Source organism: Pseudomonas sp. LPB4.O (assembly GCF_038383825.1).
GTDB lineage: Bacteria > Pseudomonadota > Gammaproteobacteria > Pseudomonadales > Pseudomonadaceae > Aquipseudomonas > Aquipseudomonas putida.
In genome coordinates, this window is record NZ_CP151298.1 from 4,042,347 (window position 1) to 4,061,213 (window position 18,867).

The following is an 18,867-nucleotide window of genomic DNA, read 5'->3' on the forward strand; positions in this document are numbered from 1 at the left end:
TGCAATGGAGATTGCCCATGAACCCCTACCAGATCACTGGGCCGGCGCAGATCGGCTTCAGTGGCGGACGCAGTTCCGGGTACATGCTGTACCACATCCTCGAAGCGCACGGCGGCCAGTTGCCCGAAGGGGTTCACGTCACCTTCCAGAACACTGGGAAGGAGCGCGACGAGACGCTCGACTTCATCCGCGAGTGCCAGCGCCACTGGAACGTGCCAATCACCTGGCTGGAGTTCGACGGTGTGTATGGCCAGGGCCTGAGCTGGAAAGTAGTCAGCCACGAGACGGCCAGCCGCAACGGTGAGCCGTTCGACCTGATGCTGCAGTACTACACCGACTATCGGCGCGAGGAAAAGGGCGAGGCGCCCATCCTGCCGAACCCGGTCAACCGGATGTGCACGGATCGGATGAAGATCAAAGCCAGCACCTGGTACATGCGAGACGTGCTGGGCCTGAACTCCTGGGATGCGATTATCGGAATCCGGGCGGACGAGCCTCGGCGCTACCACCGCATGATGGCTGCCAACGAGAAAAGCGGTAACCGGTGGGAGAACGTGACACCCATGTATCACGCCGGCGTGCTGAAGGCCGACGTGAACAGCTTCTGGGCGCGACAACTGTTCGACCTTGGCATCGACTCCGACCTGGGAAACTGCGATCTCTGCTTCCTCAAGTCACCCGAAAAGATCATCAGGGCCATTAACGAGAACCCCGACGCGGCCCGCTGGTGGATCGAGGCGGAAGAGCGCACAGGCCAGGTGTTCCGCCGCGACCGTCCCAACTACAAGGCTATGGCGTGGATGGCTGACCAGCTGGGCCGCCAGATGCCGCTAGATCTCGACTTCGCCGAAGACGAAGACCTCATCGATTGCATGTGCGGCGACTAGCCTCCAGCCCGAACACCCTCCCAGACCGCCACTTCACTGTTGATGACGGGAATTTTTACTCCGTCACGACGCCGATCTTCTAACCATTGCTGCATCGCAACAGTGTGAAGCCAGCTTGCCTTTTCCCACAGCCGAACAACCGTGCCGCTTATGCGGTAATGACCGCACTCAGGGCATGAAAGCTCTTGATAGTCCCCCAGCGACTCGCGTTGCTCAGCGTCCTGATTGCACACGAAACATTCCATAAGTCCTCCTTTTCATTGTCCGCGGCTCGACTATAGCCGCGAGGTATCCCCATGCCCACAGAAAACCGATCCAGCAACACCGGGATGGCCTCAGGCTCGGAAATCGCTACGCCTACTGATCCTCCCGGCGGTGCCCACCATCGCCCCGATCATTCGAAGCGGGAATACTGAGCAAACTATTCGTCCCATTCATTTACATATTTACGGGCATAGTCGTACTTAATAACAGAGCCCTCTATTGCCTTATACATCACCAACGGCCGGTCAATGCTGTCGTAGTGAATCAACAACGAGCTCCCCACCTGATAGTCAACCACAAACCACTTTACTCCGGACTCTTCAATATATGGTAGCGATATGCCTTGGCTAGTTCTCACCCACACACCATCGGCCTCGCCTGTTATCCTTGGAAAGACCACCAAGAACACATACAGGCATAGCATCCCACCAATTAAACGCCATTGCGTAGTGCGTATAGGCCCGGTGATTGCCGCCAGCACTACAGCCACATAAAACCCCAGAATCAGTCGCGCAACTTGAGACCACTCCTTGATCAAATCGGCCGTCGGAGTAGCTCTGGTCAAGTATCCGTAGCGATTTAACCAAATCGCTAGCAGCATATAACCTAACCCGACAGCAAGACCGACCGCGAACAACAATCGAAGTAAACGATCTGACAAACCGTATTTGCCCGCAGCAAAACCGAGCACCAAATATGGCGCAACTAGCGTAAATCCTTTCATCGACCGCATTGCGTAGGTTGACGGAGATAAAATAGCACCTCCCCATCCAACACCCACCGCATCAATGAAAGCTTTATACTCATTAAATCCATATATAAATGATAACGCGAATACACCTGCACTGAGCGCGCTTAGCTCCCCGATAACGCTCCAAGTTGACGTCTTCCCTAGCGTGCTCACTACTGACCCCCAGATCCAAATATCCGAGATATTAAATCAGTAGTGACCGCACTTCAAACACTTCATTGAACTGACCATCGAAGTCTTCATTGCAGTCAAGCACTGCTTTCAGACTGACAACTCACTGACAACTCAGGGCCGGCATTGATTGAGTTCAAATGTACTCTCCTTTCAACAGCCTACTCCGCCCCTATTCACTGCCGCGATATGGCGGCTAAGGAATCATCGTGCCCGAAGAAAAGAACATGGATCACGAACTGCTGAAGCTGGCCGCCAAGGGCGGTCGGCTGGAGGTCGAGCCCTGCACCTGCGGCGATCCGAAATGGCCGCTCCGAATCAAGGGCCAGTCTGGCGTGCGTGCACACTGGAACCCGCTCATCAACGACGGCGACGCACTGCGCTTGGCCGTGTTGATGGGGCGCGCTGACCGCTTGGGTATCCAGATCCACATCGTCGAGCCGTTCGACGGCGACACGGACGCCTACACCTGCGTGGATGCTGAGCGCTTTGGCGAGTTCGACATCTATCACGGTGACGATCCATTCCGCGCCACCCGCCGGGCGATCGTGGAAGCGGCAGCCGCAATCGGGAGCAAGTCATGACCCGCCTCGCCCTCTGCCTCCTGCTGCTGGCCACCGGCGCCAGCGCAACCGAGAACGTCATCGACGTGCAGCACGACAGCCAGCGCGGCGTCACCTGCTACCTGCTCAACGGGGTCGGCATCAGCTGCATCCCCGACAGCCAGCTGCAGGCCGGCAACCAGCGCCAGCTCTCCCCGCACGAAACACAACCCGAACCTACACCCGCACTGGCGCCTGGGCGCTGGATTGATGAGAGGTATCAGCTGTGAGCGAGAAGATGCGTGAGCAGTTCGAGGCGTGGCATCTCGACCGTTACTGCGGCGGTGTTGAGCGCCTAAGGAAGTGCGTGAATGCCGAAGATGTTTACTACTACGCCGACACCCAAACGAGATGGGTGTCCTGGAAGGCCTCCCGCGAGGCCGTGGTCATCCAAATGCCGGACATGAAGAGCGAGCAGTACTGGGAGCAGTTCGAGGATGTGGAAGGTGAGTCATTCATCTTCCCGAAGTACCTCGGCCACCTCGATGCTGCGATCAAGGCTCAGGGCCTGAAGGTACTGCCATGACCGACCTGATCGAAGTGAGGACGGCAGACCTGGTGGGCGAGGCGCTGGGTTGGGCCGTTGGCAAGGCCGAAGGGCTGAACCTTGAACTGGCCCCGCCGCAGTACGGCAACCCCTGGCGCGTGTTCGCCCGGTACCAGGGCCAGGCCATCGAGCACACCAAACGCTTCAACCCTTGGGAAGACTGGGCACTTGGTGGCCAGCTGATCGACAAGCACCACGGTAGCGCCAAACACTTCCACGGCCTGGCCGAGGACGCCTGCTACTGCGGCGGGCCAGCGGGCGCAGAGGCCTGGAGCTACGGACCTACCGCACTGGTCGCCTTCTGCCGCGGGTTCGTCCACTACAAGCTCGGCGATACCGTCCAGGTGCCGAAGGAGCTGAAGCCACAATCTGTATGACTGCACCAGTGCTGATAATCCAGGTAGCTAAGTGTGCCGTATGGGAACATATAAAGAACAGATTAACTCCTCGAGCAATTCCCTTCCTGAAGCTCGCTTCTCAGCTTCGCTTCCTCTGCAGTCGCTTCTTCTATTCCAGAACTCATTTGCTGTGCGCGGACAATGCTCTCCACCTTGATGGCGTAAGCAAATGCCTTCATACGGCAATCCTTAGGCATGTAGGTTAGGCGCATTTCCGCGTCTGAAAGTTTTCTAGATTTCTGTATCCAGTCAAAGGCGTTTTTCAGCGCTTCTTTTTTTGCAATCTCTACTCTCCCATTAATAGCAACTGCTTCATCGTTGCAGTTGAAATCGTGCCCCTCCATCTTCACGACCGTCCAAGCGTCTGCGTCATGCATCAATTCGGCTGTGGACCAACCTCCATAGCCCCCAAAGCCATTTTTTGCATTCCAGTTTACGCACGCTCGAGTGCCGTCCTTGCTTACAAAAAGCCTTTCAAACTTTGCAGAGTCGGGGTCTTTCAGATTGTTGCGCACAGCATCCTGTACTTTTGATTCTTCATTGCAGCCGTAGAGGGCCAAAGAGAAGAGCACAAATATCGCGGTTTTATTCATATTTCCCCAGATGCAATCGATGTGCAAAGTGTCATCCATATCGTCTAAGCGTATGAGATGGCATGTCGAAAAGCCATAGCAATCCACGATCTGATCTTCAGCACGCGTTGGATATGCACCACGACTTCCGGGCCCTCTCTCACCAGCGACCACTACCCCTACTACTCAAACCCGTCGACGAGTCGTCCAGAAGTGCGTCGCAGCTAGCAACACACCAGGTATAGCCATGCCCAGGCCGCTGTAGATGAATGCCGGCTGGTCAAACATCAGCCCGCCCATAACGAACCCGATGCCCGTAGGTATGAGCGTGACCGCTACGTAGCCAAACGGCTTCCCGGCTTCCTTTGCCATTTCAATGCTCCTTGTTTTGGGGGCACTATTTAAACATGCGTACCCGCCGCTGTGCGCGGGCGAGGAACCTCTATGTCTGAACGCAAAACGATGTGCATCTACCATGGCAACTGCGCTGACGGCTTCGGCGGCGCCTGGGTCGTCCGCAAGGCCTTAGGCGAGCAGGTTGAGTTCGTTGCTGGCGCGCACGGCCAGGAACCGCCTGACGTTGAAGGCAAGGACGTCATCATCGTGGACTTCAGCTACAAGTACGAAGTCATGGCCAGGATGAGCTGGAAGGCAAACAGCATCATCATCCTGGATCATCACAAGTCGGCGGCCGAGGACCTTGGCAAGTTCCCGCCCTTCCACGCCGGCGTTCGGGTCGATGGTCGGCACCCCGACGGGTCGGTCGCACTGGGCTGGGAAAGCGCCCACATCTTCATGAATTCGCAGAACTCCCCCGCTATCGCCTGCTGCTTCGACATGAACCGCAGCGGCGCCATGCTCGCCTGGAACCACTTCTTCCCCGGGCAAGAACCTCCCATGCTGCTGCGCCACATCGAGGACCGAGACCTGTGGCTATTCCAGCTGGATGGCACCCGCGAGATTCAGGCCAACCTCTTCAGCTACCCCTACGACTTCGAAGTCTGGGACACGCTCATGGCGACTGATGTGCAGTCCCTCCGCTCGGACGGCGCCGCGATTGAGCGAAAGCACCAGAAGGACGTTGCCGAACTGGTGGCCGTGACCAAGCGCCGCCTGGTCATCGGAGGTCACGATGTGCCGGTGGCCAGCCTGCCGTACACGCTCACCAGTGATGCGGGTCACCTCATGGCCCAGGGCGAACCTTTCGCCGCCTGCTACTGGGACACCCCTGATGGCCGCGTATTCAGCCTGCGCAGCACCGACGAGGGCATGGATGTGTCGGAGATCGCCAAGCAGTACGGCGGTGGTGGCCACCGCAACGCTTCAGGCTTCCGCGTGCCGTTCGGCCACGAACTGACCAAGTAACTCCCCTCTTCAACTCAAGGCCGGCGGCAATGGCTGCCGGTCGAGGATCACCTATGTCCGCAATAAACCGTTTCCACGAAGTAGCCAACGATGCCCTGGTACAGATCAGCGACCATCTGGTGCCAGGAGCCAAGCTCACCTTGGCGATCTACGTACCAGGCGAACCTGAGCAAGACATCGTCCTGATGGGCCCTGGTGTTGCTGCTGATGAGGTCGTGAACACCCTGCGCCGGCGTGCCGCCCTGAGCCTTGATGGCGACAACGCCTACAAGCGCGGGGTATGCGATGTAGCCGTAGGGGCTATGGCGGCCGGGAAACAGAACAATAACCAGCCGCCCGAAGGGCACTGGGGCCAGCGGTTCTGGGATATCGGCCGGGCCGAGGGCGCACTACAGAAAGAACTGACTCAGGCACTCCGCCTCGCCCGCAAAGAGCTGGACGCCTGCCAGCGGGTGATCCACTACGCCGGCGGATTCGACCCTGCCTACGTCAATGATGCCCAGGCGGCGCTCAAGGTCGCCGACGCGGCACTCGAGAAAATCCCCGCCTGACCACCAACCTGCCGCCACCGGCGGCGTGGAGACCATCCCATGGAAACCGAGATCCTTTCGGACGAAGAGCTGGTGGCGATCACTGGCTACAAACCCCGGGCGTGGCAGCGCCGCTGGTTGAACGAGAAAGGCTGGCATTACGTCGAGAGCCGCGGCGGCAGGCCGCTGGTCGGCCGCCAATACGCCCGCCAGAAGCTCAGCGGCGTGGTGATCGACACCGTGCCGGTCGCTGCCGTACCGCCCCCGGCGCCAGCCTGGACCCCTGATTTCTCCCGAGTAAAGTGACATGCGACCCAGAAGTACCGAGAACCGCGATCTGCCGCCGGGCATGTACCGGCGCAAGCGCACCAGGAAGAACGGAAATGTGTGGGTCGGGTACTACTACCGCGACCAGGCCGGCAAGGAAATACCTCTCGGTACCGACCTGGTACAGGCCAAGCTGAAGTGGGCCGACCTTGAAGCCAAGGCTACGCCGGCCGAACTCAAGACGATGAAGGGGATCTTCGACGAGTACGAGCGCAAGATTATCCCGGGCAAGGCCGCCAGGACCCAGAAGGACAACATCTACGAGCTCAAGCAGCTGCGAGCCGTGTTCGACTCGGCGCCAATCGACGCGATCACACCAGCCATGATCGCGCAGTACCGCGACTCAAGGTCTGCCAAGACCAGAGCGAACAGGGAAATTGCCCTGCTCTCCCACGTTTTCAACACGGCAAGGGAATGGGGGCTCACCACCCGGGACAACCCTTGCCTGGGCGTGAGGAAGAACAAGGAGAAACCGCGCGACTTCTACGCCAACGAAACGGTTTGGCAGGCGGTGTATGAGGAGGCTCCACCGGAGCTAAAGGATGCGATGGACCTGGCGTACCTGACCGGCCAGCGGCCTTCAGACGTTCTGGCCATGCGGAAGGACGATATGGAAGGGATCTACCTGCTGGTGAGCCAGGGCAAGACCGGCAAGCGATTGAGGATCGTCCTGGAAGCGAATGGCGTGAAGAACAGCTTGGGCCTGCTGCTCGATCGGATCATGCGATACACCAGCCAGCACCTTTCGCCGTTCTTCATCGTCAACGAGCACGGCAAGCGCATGAGCTGGCCGATGCTGCGGAACCGGTGGGCAGATGCCCGCGAGGCAGCCAGGGTAAAAGCCGAATTGGAAAAGAAGACAGACCTGGCCAATCGAATCGCCCAGTTCCAGTTCCGCGATATCCGACCGAAAGCCGCATCGGAGATCAACGACCTGAGCGAGGCAAGCGTTCTGCTGGGCCACTCAAAAGAGGGGATTACCGAGCGTGTTTACCGGCGCGTCGGCGCGATCGCAAAGCCCTCGAAAGGCTGAAGTTTCGGAACTCCACCCCGAAAGTTTCGGAACTCTTGCCTTTTTTCGACCCATAAAGAAAAACCCCGCAGACGTTAATCTGCGGGGCTTTCGAATGGTGGAGGCCGAGGTCGGAATCGAACCGGCGTAGACGGATTTGCAATCCGGAGCATAACCACTTTGCTACTCGGCCTCAAAGGTCGGATCTAGCTGCTTGCGCTTTGCTATCTCCTTGAAACGCTGAACCTTTTTCAAAGTTTGCTGCGTTTCGATGGGCGCCATTATGTCTTCATTCCTTTCACCTTGCAACCCCCTGAACGAAAAAAAATTTCAACGGGTTCAAGGTGTTAGCGCAGGCGGCCGAGTTTACTCCATAAGCCCACCACGGTGTTCTCCACCGTGCCGCTGGCAGCCATGCCGATTCGCTCTTGAAGGCTCTTGCGTTCGGCATAGTGCAGGTGAAACAGGTTGGCGTTGCGCGCGCGGGCGCTGAGGTACTCGTCGCTGGTTTGCAGTTCGTCCACCAACTGGCGGTTGAGTGCGGCAACGCCGAGCCAGACTTCGCCTGTGGCCACTTCATCAATATGCAGTTGTGGGCGATAGCGGGCGACAAAATCCTTGAACAGCTGGTGGGTGATGTCCAGGTCTTCCTGGAACTTCTCCCGGCCTTTGTCGGTGTTTTCGCCAAATACGGTCAGGGTGCGCTTGTACTCACCGGCGGTCAGCACTTCGAAGTCGATGTCGTGCTTCTTCAACAGGCGGTTGATGTTGGGCAACTGCGCCACAACCCCGATCGAACCCAGCACGGCGAACGGCGCACTGACGATTTTCTCGCCGATGCAGGCCATCATGTAACCACCGCTGGCGGCCACCTTGTCGATGCACACGGTCAGCGGGATGCCCGCCTGGCGAATGCGCGCCAGTTGCGATGCAGCCAGGCCGTAGCTGTGCACCAGCCCACCACCGCTTTCGAGGCGCAGCACCACTTCGTCACGCGGGGTGGCGAGGGTCAGCAGCGCGGTGATTTCGTTGCGCAGGCTTTCGGTGGCAGAGGCTTTGATGTCGCCATCGAAGTCCAGCACGAAGACCCGGCCCTTTTCCTCGGCCTTGCCTTTCTTCTGCTGTTTTTCCGCCTTGGCCTGCTGCTTGCGCAAGGCCTTGAGCTGGGCCTTGTCGAGCAGGCCGGACTCCAGGCGCTCGCGCAGGTCCTTGTAGAATTCGTTCAGGCGGGTGACCTGCAGCTGCCCACCCGGCTTGCGCCGCCCTTTGCTGCGCAACCCGGCGATGGCCGACAGCACCACGAGGATGGCGATGACCAGGGTGGCGGTTTTGGCGAGAAAGCTTGCGTACTCGGCAAGAAACTCCACGTTGACTCCTTAAATACCTGCGCCAAAGCGGCGCTTAACTGTTGCAAGCATACCGCTGCACCTGAGGCGCTGCCAGCCGGTGTAAACGCTGGCAACACCTTTCAAACAACCTTTTCAAACGCTTGTATGTTTTTTCGTTGACAGCCCGTGTGCTGCATCCTAACCTCGCAGCAACCTCCAAACAGGCCGGAACCTTTCGTGGGCAACCTCTACCTGATCCGACATGGCCAAGCCTCCTTCGGTGCCGATGACTACGACGTCCTCTCGCCCGTGGGCGTGCGCCAGAGCCAGGCCCTGGGTGAGCACCTGGCCCAACTGGGTATTCGGCTGGACCGCTGCGTGGCAGGCAACCTGCGCCGCCAGCAGGATACCGCACGCCTGGCCCTGGAGGCCTTGCATGCCAGCGGCTGCCCGGTGCCGGCTGTTGAGACCGACGCCGCGTTCAATGAGTTCGATGCCGATGGCGTCATCCGCGCCCTGTTGCCCGGGCTGCTGCCAGAAGAACCCGATGCCCTGCACATCCTGCGCAATGCTGCGCAGCACCGCAGCGAGTTCCAGCGCCTGTTCGCCTTGATGGTGCAGCGCTGGCACGCGGGCCAACATGCCGACGATGGCCTGGAAAGCTGGCAGGCGTTCACCCACCGTGTACAAGGTGGCCTCCAGCGCGTGCTGGATGCCGCCGGCAGCGGCGACAATGTCGCCATCTTCACATCGGGCGGCACCATCGCCGCCCTGCTCCACCTGGTTACCCGTATTACCCCCAGCCAGGCGTTCGCGCTGAACTGGCAGATCATCAACACGTCGCTCAGCCAGCTGAAGTTCCGCGGCCGCGACGTGGCACTGGCCTCCTTCAACAGCCAGGCCCATGTGCAGCTGTTGAGGGTACCGGAGCTTGTCACCTATCGATGAGCCCGGTTTGTTGTGTCCCTGCGGGGACGTGTAAATAACTCTATAAGGAATGCGCCATGACCTCCGTAGCTGATGCCGTCAAAAAGATGCAAGAGAAGTTCAACCCATCCGCTGCCGCCGGCCTGGACCTGGTGTTCGGCTTCAACATCACCGACGAAGGCAAGCAATACGCGCTGATCGTCAAAGACGGCACCTGCGACCTGCAGGAAGGCGAAAACCCGGACGCCAACTGCACCCTGGTGATGGACAGCGAAACCCTGAAGGGCATCGTCAGTGGCGAAACCGACGGCATGCAGGCCTTCATGGGCGGCAAGCTGCGCGTTGAAGGCGACATGATGCTGTCGATGAAACTCAGCGAGCTGTTCCCGTCCTGAGGGCTGGGTACACCGGATGATCGAAAAACCGAAGCCGTGGCGGCTTCGGTTTTTTTTTGCCCTGCATTCGGTGCAGTGATCGACCTGCAACACCCTCGCCTATATGGCACTTGGCACGCTTGTTCCAGCGCCGCCAGGCCATTAGATTAGCCAATAGTCCTTGCGATCGAGAATAAGGAAAACGCATGACGCTCACCGACCAGTCCACCCAGGTACGCCCCGGCGAAGAACTCGACGCGGCCGTCATCGACCCTTACCTCAAGGCCAAACTCCCCGGCCTGGACGGCCTGCCGAGCATAAGCCAGTTTCCCGGGGGGGCCTCCAACCTTACCTACCTGGTCAGCTACCCAGACCGGGACTTTGTGCTGCGCCGCCCGCCCTTCGGGCAAAAGGCCAAGTCGGCCCACGACATGGGCCGCGAGTTCCGCATCCTCAATCAGTTGAACAGTGGTTTCCCCTTCTGCCCCAAGGCGTATGTGCACTGCACCGACAGCAGCCTGATCGGCGGCGAGTTCTATGTCATGGAACGGGTCAAGGGCATCATCCTGCGCTCGGACATCCCCGCCGAGCTGAACCTGGACGCCAGCCGCACCGAGGCCCTGTGCAAAAGCTTTATCGAACGCCTGGTCGAGTTGCACCAGGTGGACTACAACGCCTGCGGCCTGGCCGACCTGGGCAAGCCGGAAGGCTACGTGCAGCGCCAGATCGAGGGCTGGACCAGCCGCTACGAAAAAGCCCTGACCCCGGATGCCCCGCGCTGGGAAAAGGTGACCGCCTGGCTGCACGATAAAATGCCCGCCGACCATCCGAAACCCGCCATCGTGCACAACGATTACCGCTTCGACAACGTGATCCTCGACGCCGACAACCCCATGCGCATCATCGGTGTGCTGGACTGGGAAATGGCCACCCTGGGCGACCCGCTGATGGACCTGGGCAACAGCCTGGCCTACTGGATCGAGGCCGACGACCCGGCGCCGGTGCAACTGATGCGCCGTCAGCCGAGCAACGCCCCAGGCATGCTCACCCGCCGCCAGTTCGTGGATTACTACGCCGAGCGCGCGGGCATCCCGCTGGACAACTTCGATTACTACTATTGCTATGGCCTGTTCCGCCTGGCCGGCATCGTCCAGCAGATCTACTACCGCTACTTCCACGGCCAGACCCAGGACAAGCGTTTCGCCCAGTTCATCCACATGAACCGCTTGCTGGAGCAGATGAGCTTGCAGGTCATCGCGAAGTCCAGCCTCTGAACAACGCCACGACGACGGATAACAAGGAAAACAGCATGTCCAAGACCCACCTGTTCGACCTCGACGGCAAGATTGCCTTCGTTTCCGGCGCCAGCCGCGGCATCGGCGAAGCCATCGCCCACCTGCTGGCCCAGCAAGGTGCCCATGTAATCGTTTCCAGTCGCAAGCTAGACGGTTGCCAACAGGTGGCCGAGGCAATTATCGCGGCGGGTGGCAAGGCGACGGCGGTGGCCTGCCACATCGGTGAGATGGAACAGATCCGGCAGGTGTTCGCCGGCATCCGCGAACAGTTCGGGCGCCTGGACATCCTGGTCAACAACGCCGCCACCAACCCGCAGTTCTGCAACGTGCTGGACACCGACCTGAATGCGTTCCAGAAGACCGTGGACGTGAATATTCGCGGTTACTTCTTCATGTCGGTGGAAGCCGGCAAGCTGATGCGCGAGCATGGCGGCGGCAGCATCATCAACGTGGCGTCCATCAACGGCGTGTCCCCCGGCCATTTCCAGGGTATCTATTCGGTGACCAAGGCGGCAGTCATCAACATGACCAAAGTCTTCGCCAAAGAGTGCGCCCAGTTCGGCATTCGCTGCAACGCCCTGCTGCCGGGCCTGACCGACACCAAGTTCGCCTCTGCACTGGTGAAGAACGACGCCATCCTGAACGCCGCACTGCAGCAGATCCCGCTCAAACGCGTGGCCGACCCCAAGGAAATGGCCGGCGCGGTGTTGTACCTGGCCAGCGATGCCTCCAGCTACACCACCGGCACGGCACTCAACGTCGACGGCGGCTACCTGTCCTGATCAGGCTTTGACCGCCACCAAGGTGTAACTCAGGGGCAAGCGTGCAGGCTGCTCGCGCAAGCGGTACTCACCATCGCTGCCCTTGAGCATCTGCCCCGGCAGCGCCTCCCAGGGGATGCTTTGGTGCTCGACCAGTGCCGTCAATTGCAGCCCCTGCGCCAGCAGGGCAGTCACGACTTCACCCAGGCCGTGGTTCCATTCGTGGGTTTCGGTGTGGGCAAGGCGCTGTTCGGTCTCGACGTAGGTCTGGTCGTTGTGCCACACCGTCGGCGCTTCGTGCTCGAAATACGGGTATTCGAGCTGCAGGCGGTCATGGTGGTCTTCGTTGATGGCCATCAGCATCGGGTGCCCATCGCGCAGGAACAACCGCCCGCCAGGCTTCAGCAGCGCCGCGACCGCACGCGCCCACGGCTCGATGCGGGGCAACCAGCAGAGCGCGCCAATACCGGTGTAGACCAGGTCGAACGTGCCTGCCGGCAGTACCTTGTCAGCGGCATAGACGTCGGACTCGACATACGCGATGGGCATCGCGCAACGCTCGGCCAGTGCCCGCGCCTCCACCAGCGAAGCCGCCGAATAGTCCAGGCCGCAGACCTTGGCGCCAAGGCGTGCCAGCGACAAGGTGTCGGTGCCGATGTGGCACTGCAGGTGGACGGTGTTCAGCCCGGTGATGTCGCCAAGCAAAGGCAGGTCGAAGCGCACGGTTTCGGAAAGGTGCCCGGGGCGCTGGACCAGAATATCGACTTCGTATTCCTTGGAGGCAGCGTGCAGCGGGGCGCGTTCGTCCCAACTGGTGCGGTTGAGTTGCAGTGAGCGGTCCATGGCGTCTTCCTTGAGTGGTGACGGCTCATGCTAGCCGCCACCTGCTCATCTACGACACCACTGCCTTGCTAAAAATTGTAAAGGCCGAAAAACACCCACCGAGCAAACAACTGGACTGCACTGGCCCTTACAGGCAGGTAGCCGCCGCTGCCCGGCGCTGCAGCGCCACGCCGTCATTCTTCTGCGCGTAGTAGTCGACCCGCGCCCCGCCCGCCTGGGGGTAAACATCCACAAACGCCTCCGCCTCACGGGTATAGACCGTGAACCCGCCCTGCTTGCGGGGTTCCAGGTAGCCACTGGCATCGTCGCCGAACACCTTCTCTTCCTGCCAGCTGTACTGGATGCACTGCGCCACCAGCTCCGGCGCCTTGTGCGAATCGAGCTGCGCAGCCGGCTTGCCGCCGCGGGCCGTCTCCATGGTCGCAGAAGCACAACCGACCAGTATCAGCGCTGCGGCCATCGGCAGAATCGCACGCATGTTCCATCCTCAGGGTATTGAAAAAGATGCGACTCTAGCACTGGCGGGTATCGCGAGTGAATTGTCACGCGCATGCCGCTGTCGCAGATAAGGTATACCGCCATCAGGAGCACCACATGAAGCTTCACTATCTGCTACTCGCCGCCCTGCCCTGCCTGCCCCTGGCCGTTAGCGCCGCGCCCTCCAGCGAAGAAAGCATCACCGCCCCGGAAACCCACAATCGCACGCTTGAAGTGGGCGACAAGGCCCCGGACCAGTACAAACGCGACGAGGAGGCCATCAAGGACTGGAAAGCCAAAGGCTTGCCAGCACCCGAGAAGGAAAGCCATTGGGTACGCATGGGTGGCCACTACGTGCTGGTGCAGATCACCAACGGGGTAGTGCTGGCGATTCAGCCGGCATCCTGATTCATCCCGCCTGGATCAACGCCGCCATGTGCACCGTGTTGCGCCCGGCGGCCTTGGCCTGGTACAGCGCCGCATCGGCTTGGGCCAGCAGGTTGGCGGTGCTGTCTTTGGGGCCCGGCACACCACACCACAAGCCGACGCTGAAGCGCAGTTCGATCTGGTCACCGGCAAAGCGCGCCGGGTTGCGCGCACACGCATGCCCAGGCCGACCAGGCTGATCAACGCACCGATCTGCAGCAGCAGGTGGGCCCTGCCCGGCCGCTCGGCATGGCGCCACGCCGAGTAAAGAATCATCGAGCACTGCAGCATCAATACCAGCGTCGCCAGCAGCATGCAGGCGGGGATGACGAAGATGACACGCCAGGGCACCACCTGCTCACGCACCCGGAACAGGCTGGCGGTGTAGAACGCCAGAGCCAGCGACAGCAAGCTGTTGCCCAGGCCGTAGCTGACCCACAGCGGGGCCTGGGCATAGACGGTGTAGCAGACATAAGCCAGCGCATGCATCAGCAGCCCGCAACCGGTGAGCAGCAGGTTGTCACGGCGGTTGCTGCGCCCGACCAGCAACAGGCAGAACGCCAGAATGGTTGCGACCAGTACAACGGCGGCGAACAACGTGGGGTATGGGCGATCATCGTGATTCACCGAGTGGCAGATTGCCGTCTTGGCTGCAGCTTGCCCCACAGTTTAGAGGGACATTACCCGCTCGACCATGACCGAATGGGACAGAACAACAGCCTGCAAGCACGCCGCTCATCACTGCAGCGCCATTTTTTTGCCCGCCCGGGAAACCAAATGGATCATTTCCAGTCTCAGGAAGTGTCCCGTAAACCATTGCGGATCAAGGACCTATATCGTGATGACCCGCCTTGCAAGCCTTTCGCTGATTGCTGCATTTTTGCTGACCGCAGGCTGCCACAGCCATCGCTACCATGACGACGACGATGGCTGGCGTGACCGCGACCGTGGCCATCGCCACCACCATCGGCATGACCGCGATGACGATGACAATCGTCAGTACCGCGGTGACCGCGACTACCGCTGAAGCGTCTTTACCCCCCTGACCTGCCGCCCGTTGCGCGGCAACTTAACCTGATGATTCCTTTGAGGTTCGTATCATGCGTCTGACTCTGCCTTCCCTTGCCCTCGGCCTGCTGCTGTGCCAAGGCGCTTTCGCCGGTGACGGTACTGCCGCCATTGGCGGTGGCCTGGGTGGTGTCCTGGGTAACGTTGTCGGTCAACAACTCGGCGGCAAGACCGGCGCGGCCATCGGTGCCGGCGTGGGCGGCGCAGCCGGCAGTGCGGTAGGTGCACGCAAGGGCAACCGTACCGAAGCCGCCATCGGCGGTGGCCTGGGTTCGGCTGGCGGCTCGCTGCTGGGCGGCGCGGTGGGCGGCAAGACCGGCTCCACCGTCGGTGCCGGCCTGGGCGGCGCGGCCGGTGGTGCCCTCGGCAACCACCTGGGTGACGACAACCGCGGCAGCAAGAAGCACCGCCGGCACCGTCACTGATCAGCTGACTCAAGGGCCGCATAGCGGCCCTATTTGTTGCAGCACATCAACACCCCCTTCATCACAAGCTGGCACATTGGCTGCTACTGTCTATCGTGCCCCGTGTGAAGGAACACCCCCTCCCCATGAACCAAGATCTGCTCTGGGTCCTCGGCCTGCTGGCCATCGTCGTCGTTCTGTTCATCATCAATCGCCCACGCATGGACGTGGTCGCGCTGATGGTGATTCTGGCCCTGCCGCTACTCGGCATCCTTACCGTGGAGCAGGCCCTGGCCGGCTTCAGCGACCCCAACGTGGTACTGATCGCCGCCCTGTTCGTGATCGGCGAAGGCCTGGTGCGCACCGGTATTGCCTACCGTATTGGCGAATGGATGAGCGAGCGGGCCGGCAATAGCGAGACACGCCTGCTGGTGCTGCTGATGGTGGCCGTGGCCGGGCTGGGGTCGATGATGAGTTCCACCGGCGTGGTGGCCATTTTCATCCCGGTGGTGCTAAGCATTGCCGCGCGCCTGCAGCTGTCGCCCAGCCGCCTGATGATGCCACTGGCGTTTGCCGGGCTGATCAGCGGCATGCTAAGCCTGGTGGCCACACCGCCCAACGTAGTGGTGCACAGCGAGCTGGTGCGCAATGGCGAAGCGGGCTTCAGCTTCTTCAGCTTTACTCCGTTCGGCCTGGTGGTGCTGGTGCTGGGCATCGGCTACATGCTGCTGACCCGCCACTGGCTGAACGGCGAAGTACGCAAGGACGGCCGTGTGGAAACCCGCCGCACACTGCTGGACCTGGTGCTGGACTACAAGCTCAACGGCCGTGAACGGCGCCTGCGCATACGCCCTGATTCACCGCTGATCGGCCATACCCTCGGCGAGCTGGAGTTGCGCACCCGGCACGGCGCCAACGTGATCGGCATCGAGCGCCAGCACAAGTTCACCACACGGGTGATCGGCGCCGACTCCAACACCGTACTGCACCAGGGCGACGTGCTGCTGCTTGACCTGTTCGCCAACCGCGACGACCTGCGCAGCCTGTGCCAGGCCATGCAACTGGAGCCCCTGCACTTCAAGGCAGCCTACTTCATCGATCAGTCCCAGGAGCTGGGCATGGCCGAGGTCTCGCTGCCGCCGGGCTCGCAGTTGATCGGCAAAAGCATTCTCGAACTGGCCTTCCGCACCCGCTTCGGCCTCAACGTGGTCGGCCTGCGCCGCGAACAGGCCGCTATCGAAGAGCAACTGGTGGAAGAAAAGCTGCGCCTTGGCGATACCTTGCTGGTGGTCGGCCCGTGGAAGGCCGTGCGCCAGTTGCAAAGCCAGCCCAAGGACTTTCTGGTACTGAGCCTGCCCGCCGAGATCGACCAGGTCGCGCCAGCCCGCACCCGCGCGCCACAGGCGTTGCTTAGCCTGGCGGTGATGGTCGGGCTGATGGTGAGCGGTACCGTGCCCAATGTCATCGCGGCCTTGATTGGTTGCCTGCTGATGGGCGCCGGCCGCTGCATCGACATGAACAGCGCCTATCGGGCCATTCATTGGCAAAGCCTGGTGCTGATCGTCGGCATGCTGCCGTTCGCCCAGGCACTGCAAAAAACCGGTGGTATCGACCTGGCGGTGGGCGGGCTGGTCAGCGTGCTGGGTGGCGCCGGCCCAAGTGCCATTCTCGCCTGCCTGTTCGCCGTCACGGCGGTGATTGGCCTGTTCATTTCCAACACGGCCACTGCGGTATTGATGGCGCCGGTGGCTGTCAGTACCGCCGCGCAACTGGGCATGTCACCCTACCCGTTTGCCATGACCGTGGCCCTGGCCGCATCGGCGGCATTCATGACGCCGGTGTCATCGCCGGTCAACACACTGGTGCTGGGGCCGGGGCAATACCGCTTCGCCGACTTCGTCAAAATCGGCGTGCCGTTCACCGTGCTGGTGATGGTGGTCACCGTCGTGATGGTGCCGTGGTTCTTCGGGTTGTAAAGGAAAGCAACAAGGATTAGAGGCAATTTGACATTATCTCGACCGATCGCGGCAGATTGACATCAACTGGCCTGACGAAACACACTACGGGTATTGCCCCAGGTGCTTCAAGGCGTTGTCCTGGATTTCGTTTCCGCTTGCCGGTCGAGTTCATGGTTTTTCCAGCCCAATCGCGCTTGTTGCCTTATGTCGTTCTGCTTTGCCTGACCTTTGCCCTCACCCTGGGCGGCATCCTGGCACGCCCGATCGAATCGCTGTCGCTGTTCTGGCCAGTGAACGCTGTGTTGGCCGGCGTACTGTTGCGCTACCCTCGCCTGGCCACCCTGACCGGCTTCAGCCTGGTGTGGCTGGCCATGGTCGGCGCCGACCTGTTGTGTGGCAGTGCCTGGGTGCCGGCCCTGTGGTTCAACCTGTGCAATCTTGCTGTGGTAGTAACCCTCTGGCAGCTGCTGTCGCGCTTGCCACGGCTGCACCGGCGCATGCGCACCCCGCACGGCGTACTCAGCGTGTTCGCCGCCTGTGCCGCCGCCGCCATGGTGGCGGCCAGCATGGCAGCGGTCATGGCTGCACCCTGGTTCGAGCAATCCTTGCGCGCCACCTGGCTGGCCTGGTTCAGCGAACAGTTCTCGACCAGCGTGCTGGTGCTGCCGGTGCTGTTCACCGCGCCCTCGGTACGGGCCCTGGTGCGCGGAGGTGCCCAGGCCATCCGCCTGGCGCCGCTGCTGGTGCTGCTGGTCTCGCTGGCGGTCAGCATTGCCTTTGGCGGCCCCGGTGCCATCGCCTTCCCGATTGCCGCCTTGCTGTGGTGTGCCTGGACCTACTCGCCATTCATGGTTTCGCTGCTCACACTCACCGCCGGCAGCACCTTGATTGTGGCGGTGGCGCAAAACCTCATGCACTTCAGCGTGCCGCAAAGCGAGCCTGGGGTGACCACGCTGATGTCGGCGCGCCTGGGCATTGCCATGCTGGTGCTCGGCCCGCTAGTGGTGGCCTGCGTCAGCCAGGCCAACCGCAGCCTGATGGCCCGCCTGGCGCACCAGGCCACCATCGACCACCTGACCGGCGTGCTCACCCGCAGTGCCTTCACCCGCCGCGCCAACGCGCTGCTGGACAGCCGCCAGCAGCATGCCCAGGCGCTGCCACTGACCCTGATGATGCTGGACATCGACCACTTCAAGTCGATCAACGATGCCCATGGCCACGGGGTCGGTGACCAGGTGCTGCGCCAGTTCGCCAGCACCCTGCAAGACCAGTTGCACAACGATGAACTGCTCGCGCGCCTGGGCGGCGAGGAGTTTGTCGTCATCCTCCCGGGCCTTGCCCCAGAACGTGCCAAGTTCACCGCCGAACGCCTGCGCCGCGCGGTACAGGACCTGCACGTGGTGCAGGCCGACCAGCGCCTGCAGATTACCGTGAGTATCGGCCTGGCCGGCTGCGACGCCAATATCCCGGCCCCCAGCCTGGACACGTTGCTGGCAAGCGCCGATCAGGCGCTGTACCGGGCCAAGGCCCATGGCCGCAACCGCGTCGAACAGGCAGAAGCACAGCGCCAGGTGGTGTGA

The 18,867-nt window shown here is 61.1% G+C and carries 25 protein-coding genes, 1 tRNA gene and 1 pseudogene; 18 read left to right on the forward strand and 9 right to left on the reverse strand.

The window, feature by feature from the left end; translation table 11 throughout:
- The first annotated feature begins 17 nt into the window (after nt 1-17).
- Complete coding sequence (locus MRBLPB4O_RS18370) at nt 18-887, forward strand: hypothetical protein (protein ID WP_341796188.1); 870 nt, start codon at nt 18-20, stop codon at nt 885-887.
- On the opposite strand, the gene MRBLPB4O_RS18375 is transcribed toward MRBLPB4O_RS18370, so the two are convergent.
- Both MRBLPB4O_RS18375 and MRBLPB4O_RS18380 read right to left on the reverse strand, forming a co-directional pair.
- A complete protein-coding gene (locus MRBLPB4O_RS18375) occupies nt 884-1,132 on the reverse strand; it encodes a hypothetical protein (protein ID WP_212623362.1) in 249 nt (82 codons plus the stop codon). The two genes, MRBLPB4O_RS18370 and MRBLPB4O_RS18375, sit on opposite strands and share 4 nt — an antisense overlap.
- A gap of 176 nt (nt 1,133-1,308) precedes the next feature.
- A complete protein-coding gene (locus MRBLPB4O_RS18380; protein WP_341796189.1) occupies nt 1,309-2,055 on the reverse strand; it encodes a hypothetical protein in 747 nt (248 codons plus the stop codon).
- Between the two features lie 227 nt (nt 2,056-2,282).
- Between MRBLPB4O_RS18380 and MRBLPB4O_RS18385 the strand changes: the two genes are divergently transcribed.
- Genes MRBLPB4O_RS18385 through MRBLPB4O_RS18400 form a run of 4 tightly spaced genes read left to right on the forward strand, consistent with a single transcriptional unit; the run spans nt 2,283 to nt 3,599 of the window.
- Entirely contained in the window at nt 2,283-2,657 is a 375-nt protein-coding gene (locus tag MRBLPB4O_RS18385; RefSeq protein ID WP_341796190.1) for a hypothetical protein, read from the forward strand.
- Nucleotides 2,654-2,905: a hypothetical protein gene (locus MRBLPB4O_RS18390; RefSeq protein WP_014591205.1), complete on the forward strand. Its 252-nt coding sequence runs from the start codon at nt 2,654-2,656 to the stop codon at nt 2,903-2,905. Before MRBLPB4O_RS18385 ends, MRBLPB4O_RS18390 begins: the two co-directional genes overlap by 4 nt.
- Nucleotides 2,902-3,201 carry a hypothetical protein gene (locus tag MRBLPB4O_RS18395; RefSeq protein WP_341796191.1) on the forward strand — a complete coding sequence of 100 codons (300 nt, stop codon included), beginning with the start codon at nt 2,902-2,904 and terminating at the stop codon, nt 3,199-3,201. Before MRBLPB4O_RS18390 ends, MRBLPB4O_RS18395 begins: the two co-directional genes overlap by 4 nt.
- On the forward strand, nt 3,198-3,599 hold the full coding sequence (locus tag MRBLPB4O_RS18400; protein WP_341796192.1) for a DUF2591 domain-containing protein: 402 nt from the start codon (nt 3,198-3,200) through the stop codon (nt 3,597-3,599). The genes MRBLPB4O_RS18395 and MRBLPB4O_RS18400 overlap by 4 nt, the downstream gene beginning before the upstream one ends.
- A 62-nt stretch (nt 3,600-3,661) precedes the next feature.
- Here MRBLPB4O_RS18400 and MRBLPB4O_RS18405 read toward each other — a convergent pair whose 3' ends face one another.
- The gene (locus MRBLPB4O_RS18405) at nt 3,662-4,252 is read right to left on the reverse strand and encodes a hypothetical protein (RefSeq protein ID WP_341796193.1); all 591 of its coding nucleotides are present in this window, start codon (nt 4,250-4,252) and stop codon (nt 3,662-3,664) included.
- Nucleotides 4,253-4,378: 126 nt separating this feature from the next.
- Nucleotides 4,379-4,564 (reverse strand): hypothetical protein, encoded by a 186-nt coding sequence (locus tag MRBLPB4O_RS18410; protein ID WP_341796194.1) that lies wholly within the window; start codon nt 4,562-4,564, stop codon nt 4,379-4,381.
- 72 nt (nt 4,565-4,636) lie between these two features.
- On the opposite strand from MRBLPB4O_RS18410, the gene MRBLPB4O_RS18415 reads away from it, so the two are divergent.
- From MRBLPB4O_RS18415 to MRBLPB4O_RS18430, 4 genes are read left to right on the forward strand one after another with little or no spacing between them, the layout of a single operon-like run.
- A complete protein-coding gene (locus MRBLPB4O_RS18415) occupies nt 4,637-5,557 on the forward strand; it encodes a phosphohydrolase (protein WP_341796195.1) in 921 nt (306 codons plus the stop codon).
- Between the two features lie 53 nt (nt 5,558-5,610).
- The gene (locus MRBLPB4O_RS18420; RefSeq protein ID WP_341796196.1) at nt 5,611-6,108 is read left to right on the forward strand and encodes a hypothetical protein; all 498 of its coding nucleotides are present in this window, start codon (nt 5,611-5,613) and stop codon (nt 6,106-6,108) included.
- A 39-nt stretch (nt 6,109-6,147) separates the two neighbouring features.
- Nucleotides 6,148-6,393 carry a DUF4224 domain-containing protein gene (locus tag MRBLPB4O_RS18425; protein WP_341782701.1) on the forward strand — a complete coding sequence of 82 codons (246 nt, stop codon included), beginning with the start codon at nt 6,148-6,150 and terminating at the stop codon, nt 6,391-6,393.
- Between the two features lies 1 nt (nt 6,394).
- A complete protein-coding gene (locus MRBLPB4O_RS18430; protein ID WP_341796197.1) occupies nt 6,395-7,447 on the forward strand; it encodes a tyrosine-type recombinase/integrase in 1,053 nt (350 codons plus the stop codon).
- 98 nt (nt 7,448-7,545) lie between these two features.
- On the opposite strand, the gene MRBLPB4O_RS18435 is transcribed toward MRBLPB4O_RS18430, so the two are convergent.
- Nucleotides 7,546-7,619 (reverse strand) — tRNA-Cys (locus MRBLPB4O_RS18435).
- Between the two features lie 154 nt (nt 7,620-7,773).
- Nucleotides 7,774-8,793: a protease SohB gene (gene sohB, locus MRBLPB4O_RS18440; RefSeq protein WP_258653214.1), complete on the reverse strand. Its 1,020-nt coding sequence runs from the start codon at nt 8,791-8,793 to the stop codon at nt 7,774-7,776.
- 198 nt (nt 8,794-8,991) lie between these two features.
- Between sohB and MRBLPB4O_RS18445 the strand changes: the two genes are divergently transcribed.
- The 4 genes from MRBLPB4O_RS18445 to MRBLPB4O_RS18460 all read left to right on the forward strand — a co-directional run bounded on the left by MRBLPB4O_RS18445 (nt 8,992) and on the right by MRBLPB4O_RS18460 (nt 12,132).
- Complete coding sequence (locus MRBLPB4O_RS18445) at nt 8,992-9,702, forward strand: histidine phosphatase family protein (protein WP_341796198.1); 711 nt, start codon at nt 8,992-8,994, stop codon at nt 9,700-9,702.
- 56 nt (nt 9,703-9,758) lie between these two features.
- Entirely contained in the window at nt 9,759-10,076 is a 318-nt protein-coding gene (locus MRBLPB4O_RS18450) for an SCP2 sterol-binding domain-containing protein (protein ID WP_016487959.1), read from the forward strand.
- Nucleotides 10,077-10,261: 185 nt separating this feature from the next.
- Nucleotides 10,262-11,329 (forward strand): phosphotransferase family protein, encoded by a 1,068-nt coding sequence (locus MRBLPB4O_RS18455; protein WP_341796199.1) that lies wholly within the window; start codon nt 10,262-10,264, stop codon nt 11,327-11,329.
- 35 nt (nt 11,330-11,364) lie between these two features.
- A complete protein-coding gene (locus tag MRBLPB4O_RS18460; protein ID WP_016498902.1) occupies nt 11,365-12,132 on the forward strand; it encodes an SDR family oxidoreductase in 768 nt (255 codons plus the stop codon).
- On the opposite strand, the gene MRBLPB4O_RS18465 is transcribed toward MRBLPB4O_RS18460, so the two are convergent.
- Nucleotides 12,133-12,954 carry a class I SAM-dependent methyltransferase gene (locus tag MRBLPB4O_RS18465; RefSeq protein WP_341796200.1) on the reverse strand — a complete coding sequence of 274 codons (822 nt, stop codon included), beginning with the start codon at nt 12,952-12,954 and terminating at the stop codon, nt 12,133-12,135.
- A 127-nt stretch (nt 12,955-13,081) separates the two neighbouring features.
- Nucleotides 13,082-13,432 carry a hypothetical protein gene (locus tag MRBLPB4O_RS18470; RefSeq protein WP_341796201.1) on the reverse strand — a complete coding sequence of 117 codons (351 nt, stop codon included), beginning with the start codon at nt 13,430-13,432 and terminating at the stop codon, nt 13,082-13,084.
- A 116-nt stretch (nt 13,433-13,548) separates the two neighbouring features.
- On the opposite strand from MRBLPB4O_RS18470, the gene MRBLPB4O_RS18475 reads away from it, so the two are divergent.
- Nucleotides 13,549-13,839: an RcnB family protein gene (locus MRBLPB4O_RS18475; protein WP_341796202.1), complete on the forward strand. Its 291-nt coding sequence runs from the start codon at nt 13,549-13,551 to the stop codon at nt 13,837-13,839.
- 1 nt (nt 13,840) lies between these two features.
- Here the strand turns inward: MRBLPB4O_RS18475 and MRBLPB4O_RS18480 are convergent.
- Nucleotides 13,841-14,484: pseudogene (locus MRBLPB4O_RS18480) on the reverse strand (diguanylate cyclase).
- Nucleotides 14,485-14,698: 214 nt separating this feature from the next.
- Between MRBLPB4O_RS18480 and MRBLPB4O_RS18485 the strand changes: the two are divergent.
- The 4 genes from MRBLPB4O_RS18485 (at nt 14,699) to MRBLPB4O_RS18500 (ending at nt 18,867) form a co-directional block, all read left to right on the forward strand.
- A complete protein-coding gene (locus MRBLPB4O_RS18485; protein WP_063422710.1) occupies nt 14,699-14,884 on the forward strand; it encodes a hypothetical protein in 186 nt (61 codons plus the stop codon).
- 73 nt (nt 14,885-14,957) lie between these two features.
- Nucleotides 14,958-15,350, forward strand: a complete 393-nt coding sequence (locus MRBLPB4O_RS18490; protein ID WP_016498896.1) for a glycine zipper domain-containing protein — start codon at nt 14,958-14,960, stop codon at nt 15,348-15,350.
- Between the two features lie 125 nt (nt 15,351-15,475).
- A complete protein-coding gene (locus tag MRBLPB4O_RS18495; RefSeq protein ID WP_341796203.1) occupies nt 15,476-17,305 on the forward strand; it encodes an SLC13 family permease in 1,830 nt (609 codons plus the stop codon).
- A 137-nt stretch (nt 17,306-17,442) separates the two neighbouring features.
- A complete protein-coding gene (locus MRBLPB4O_RS18500; RefSeq protein ID WP_341796204.1) occupies nt 17,443-18,867 on the forward strand; it encodes a diguanylate cyclase in 1,425 nt (474 codons plus the stop codon).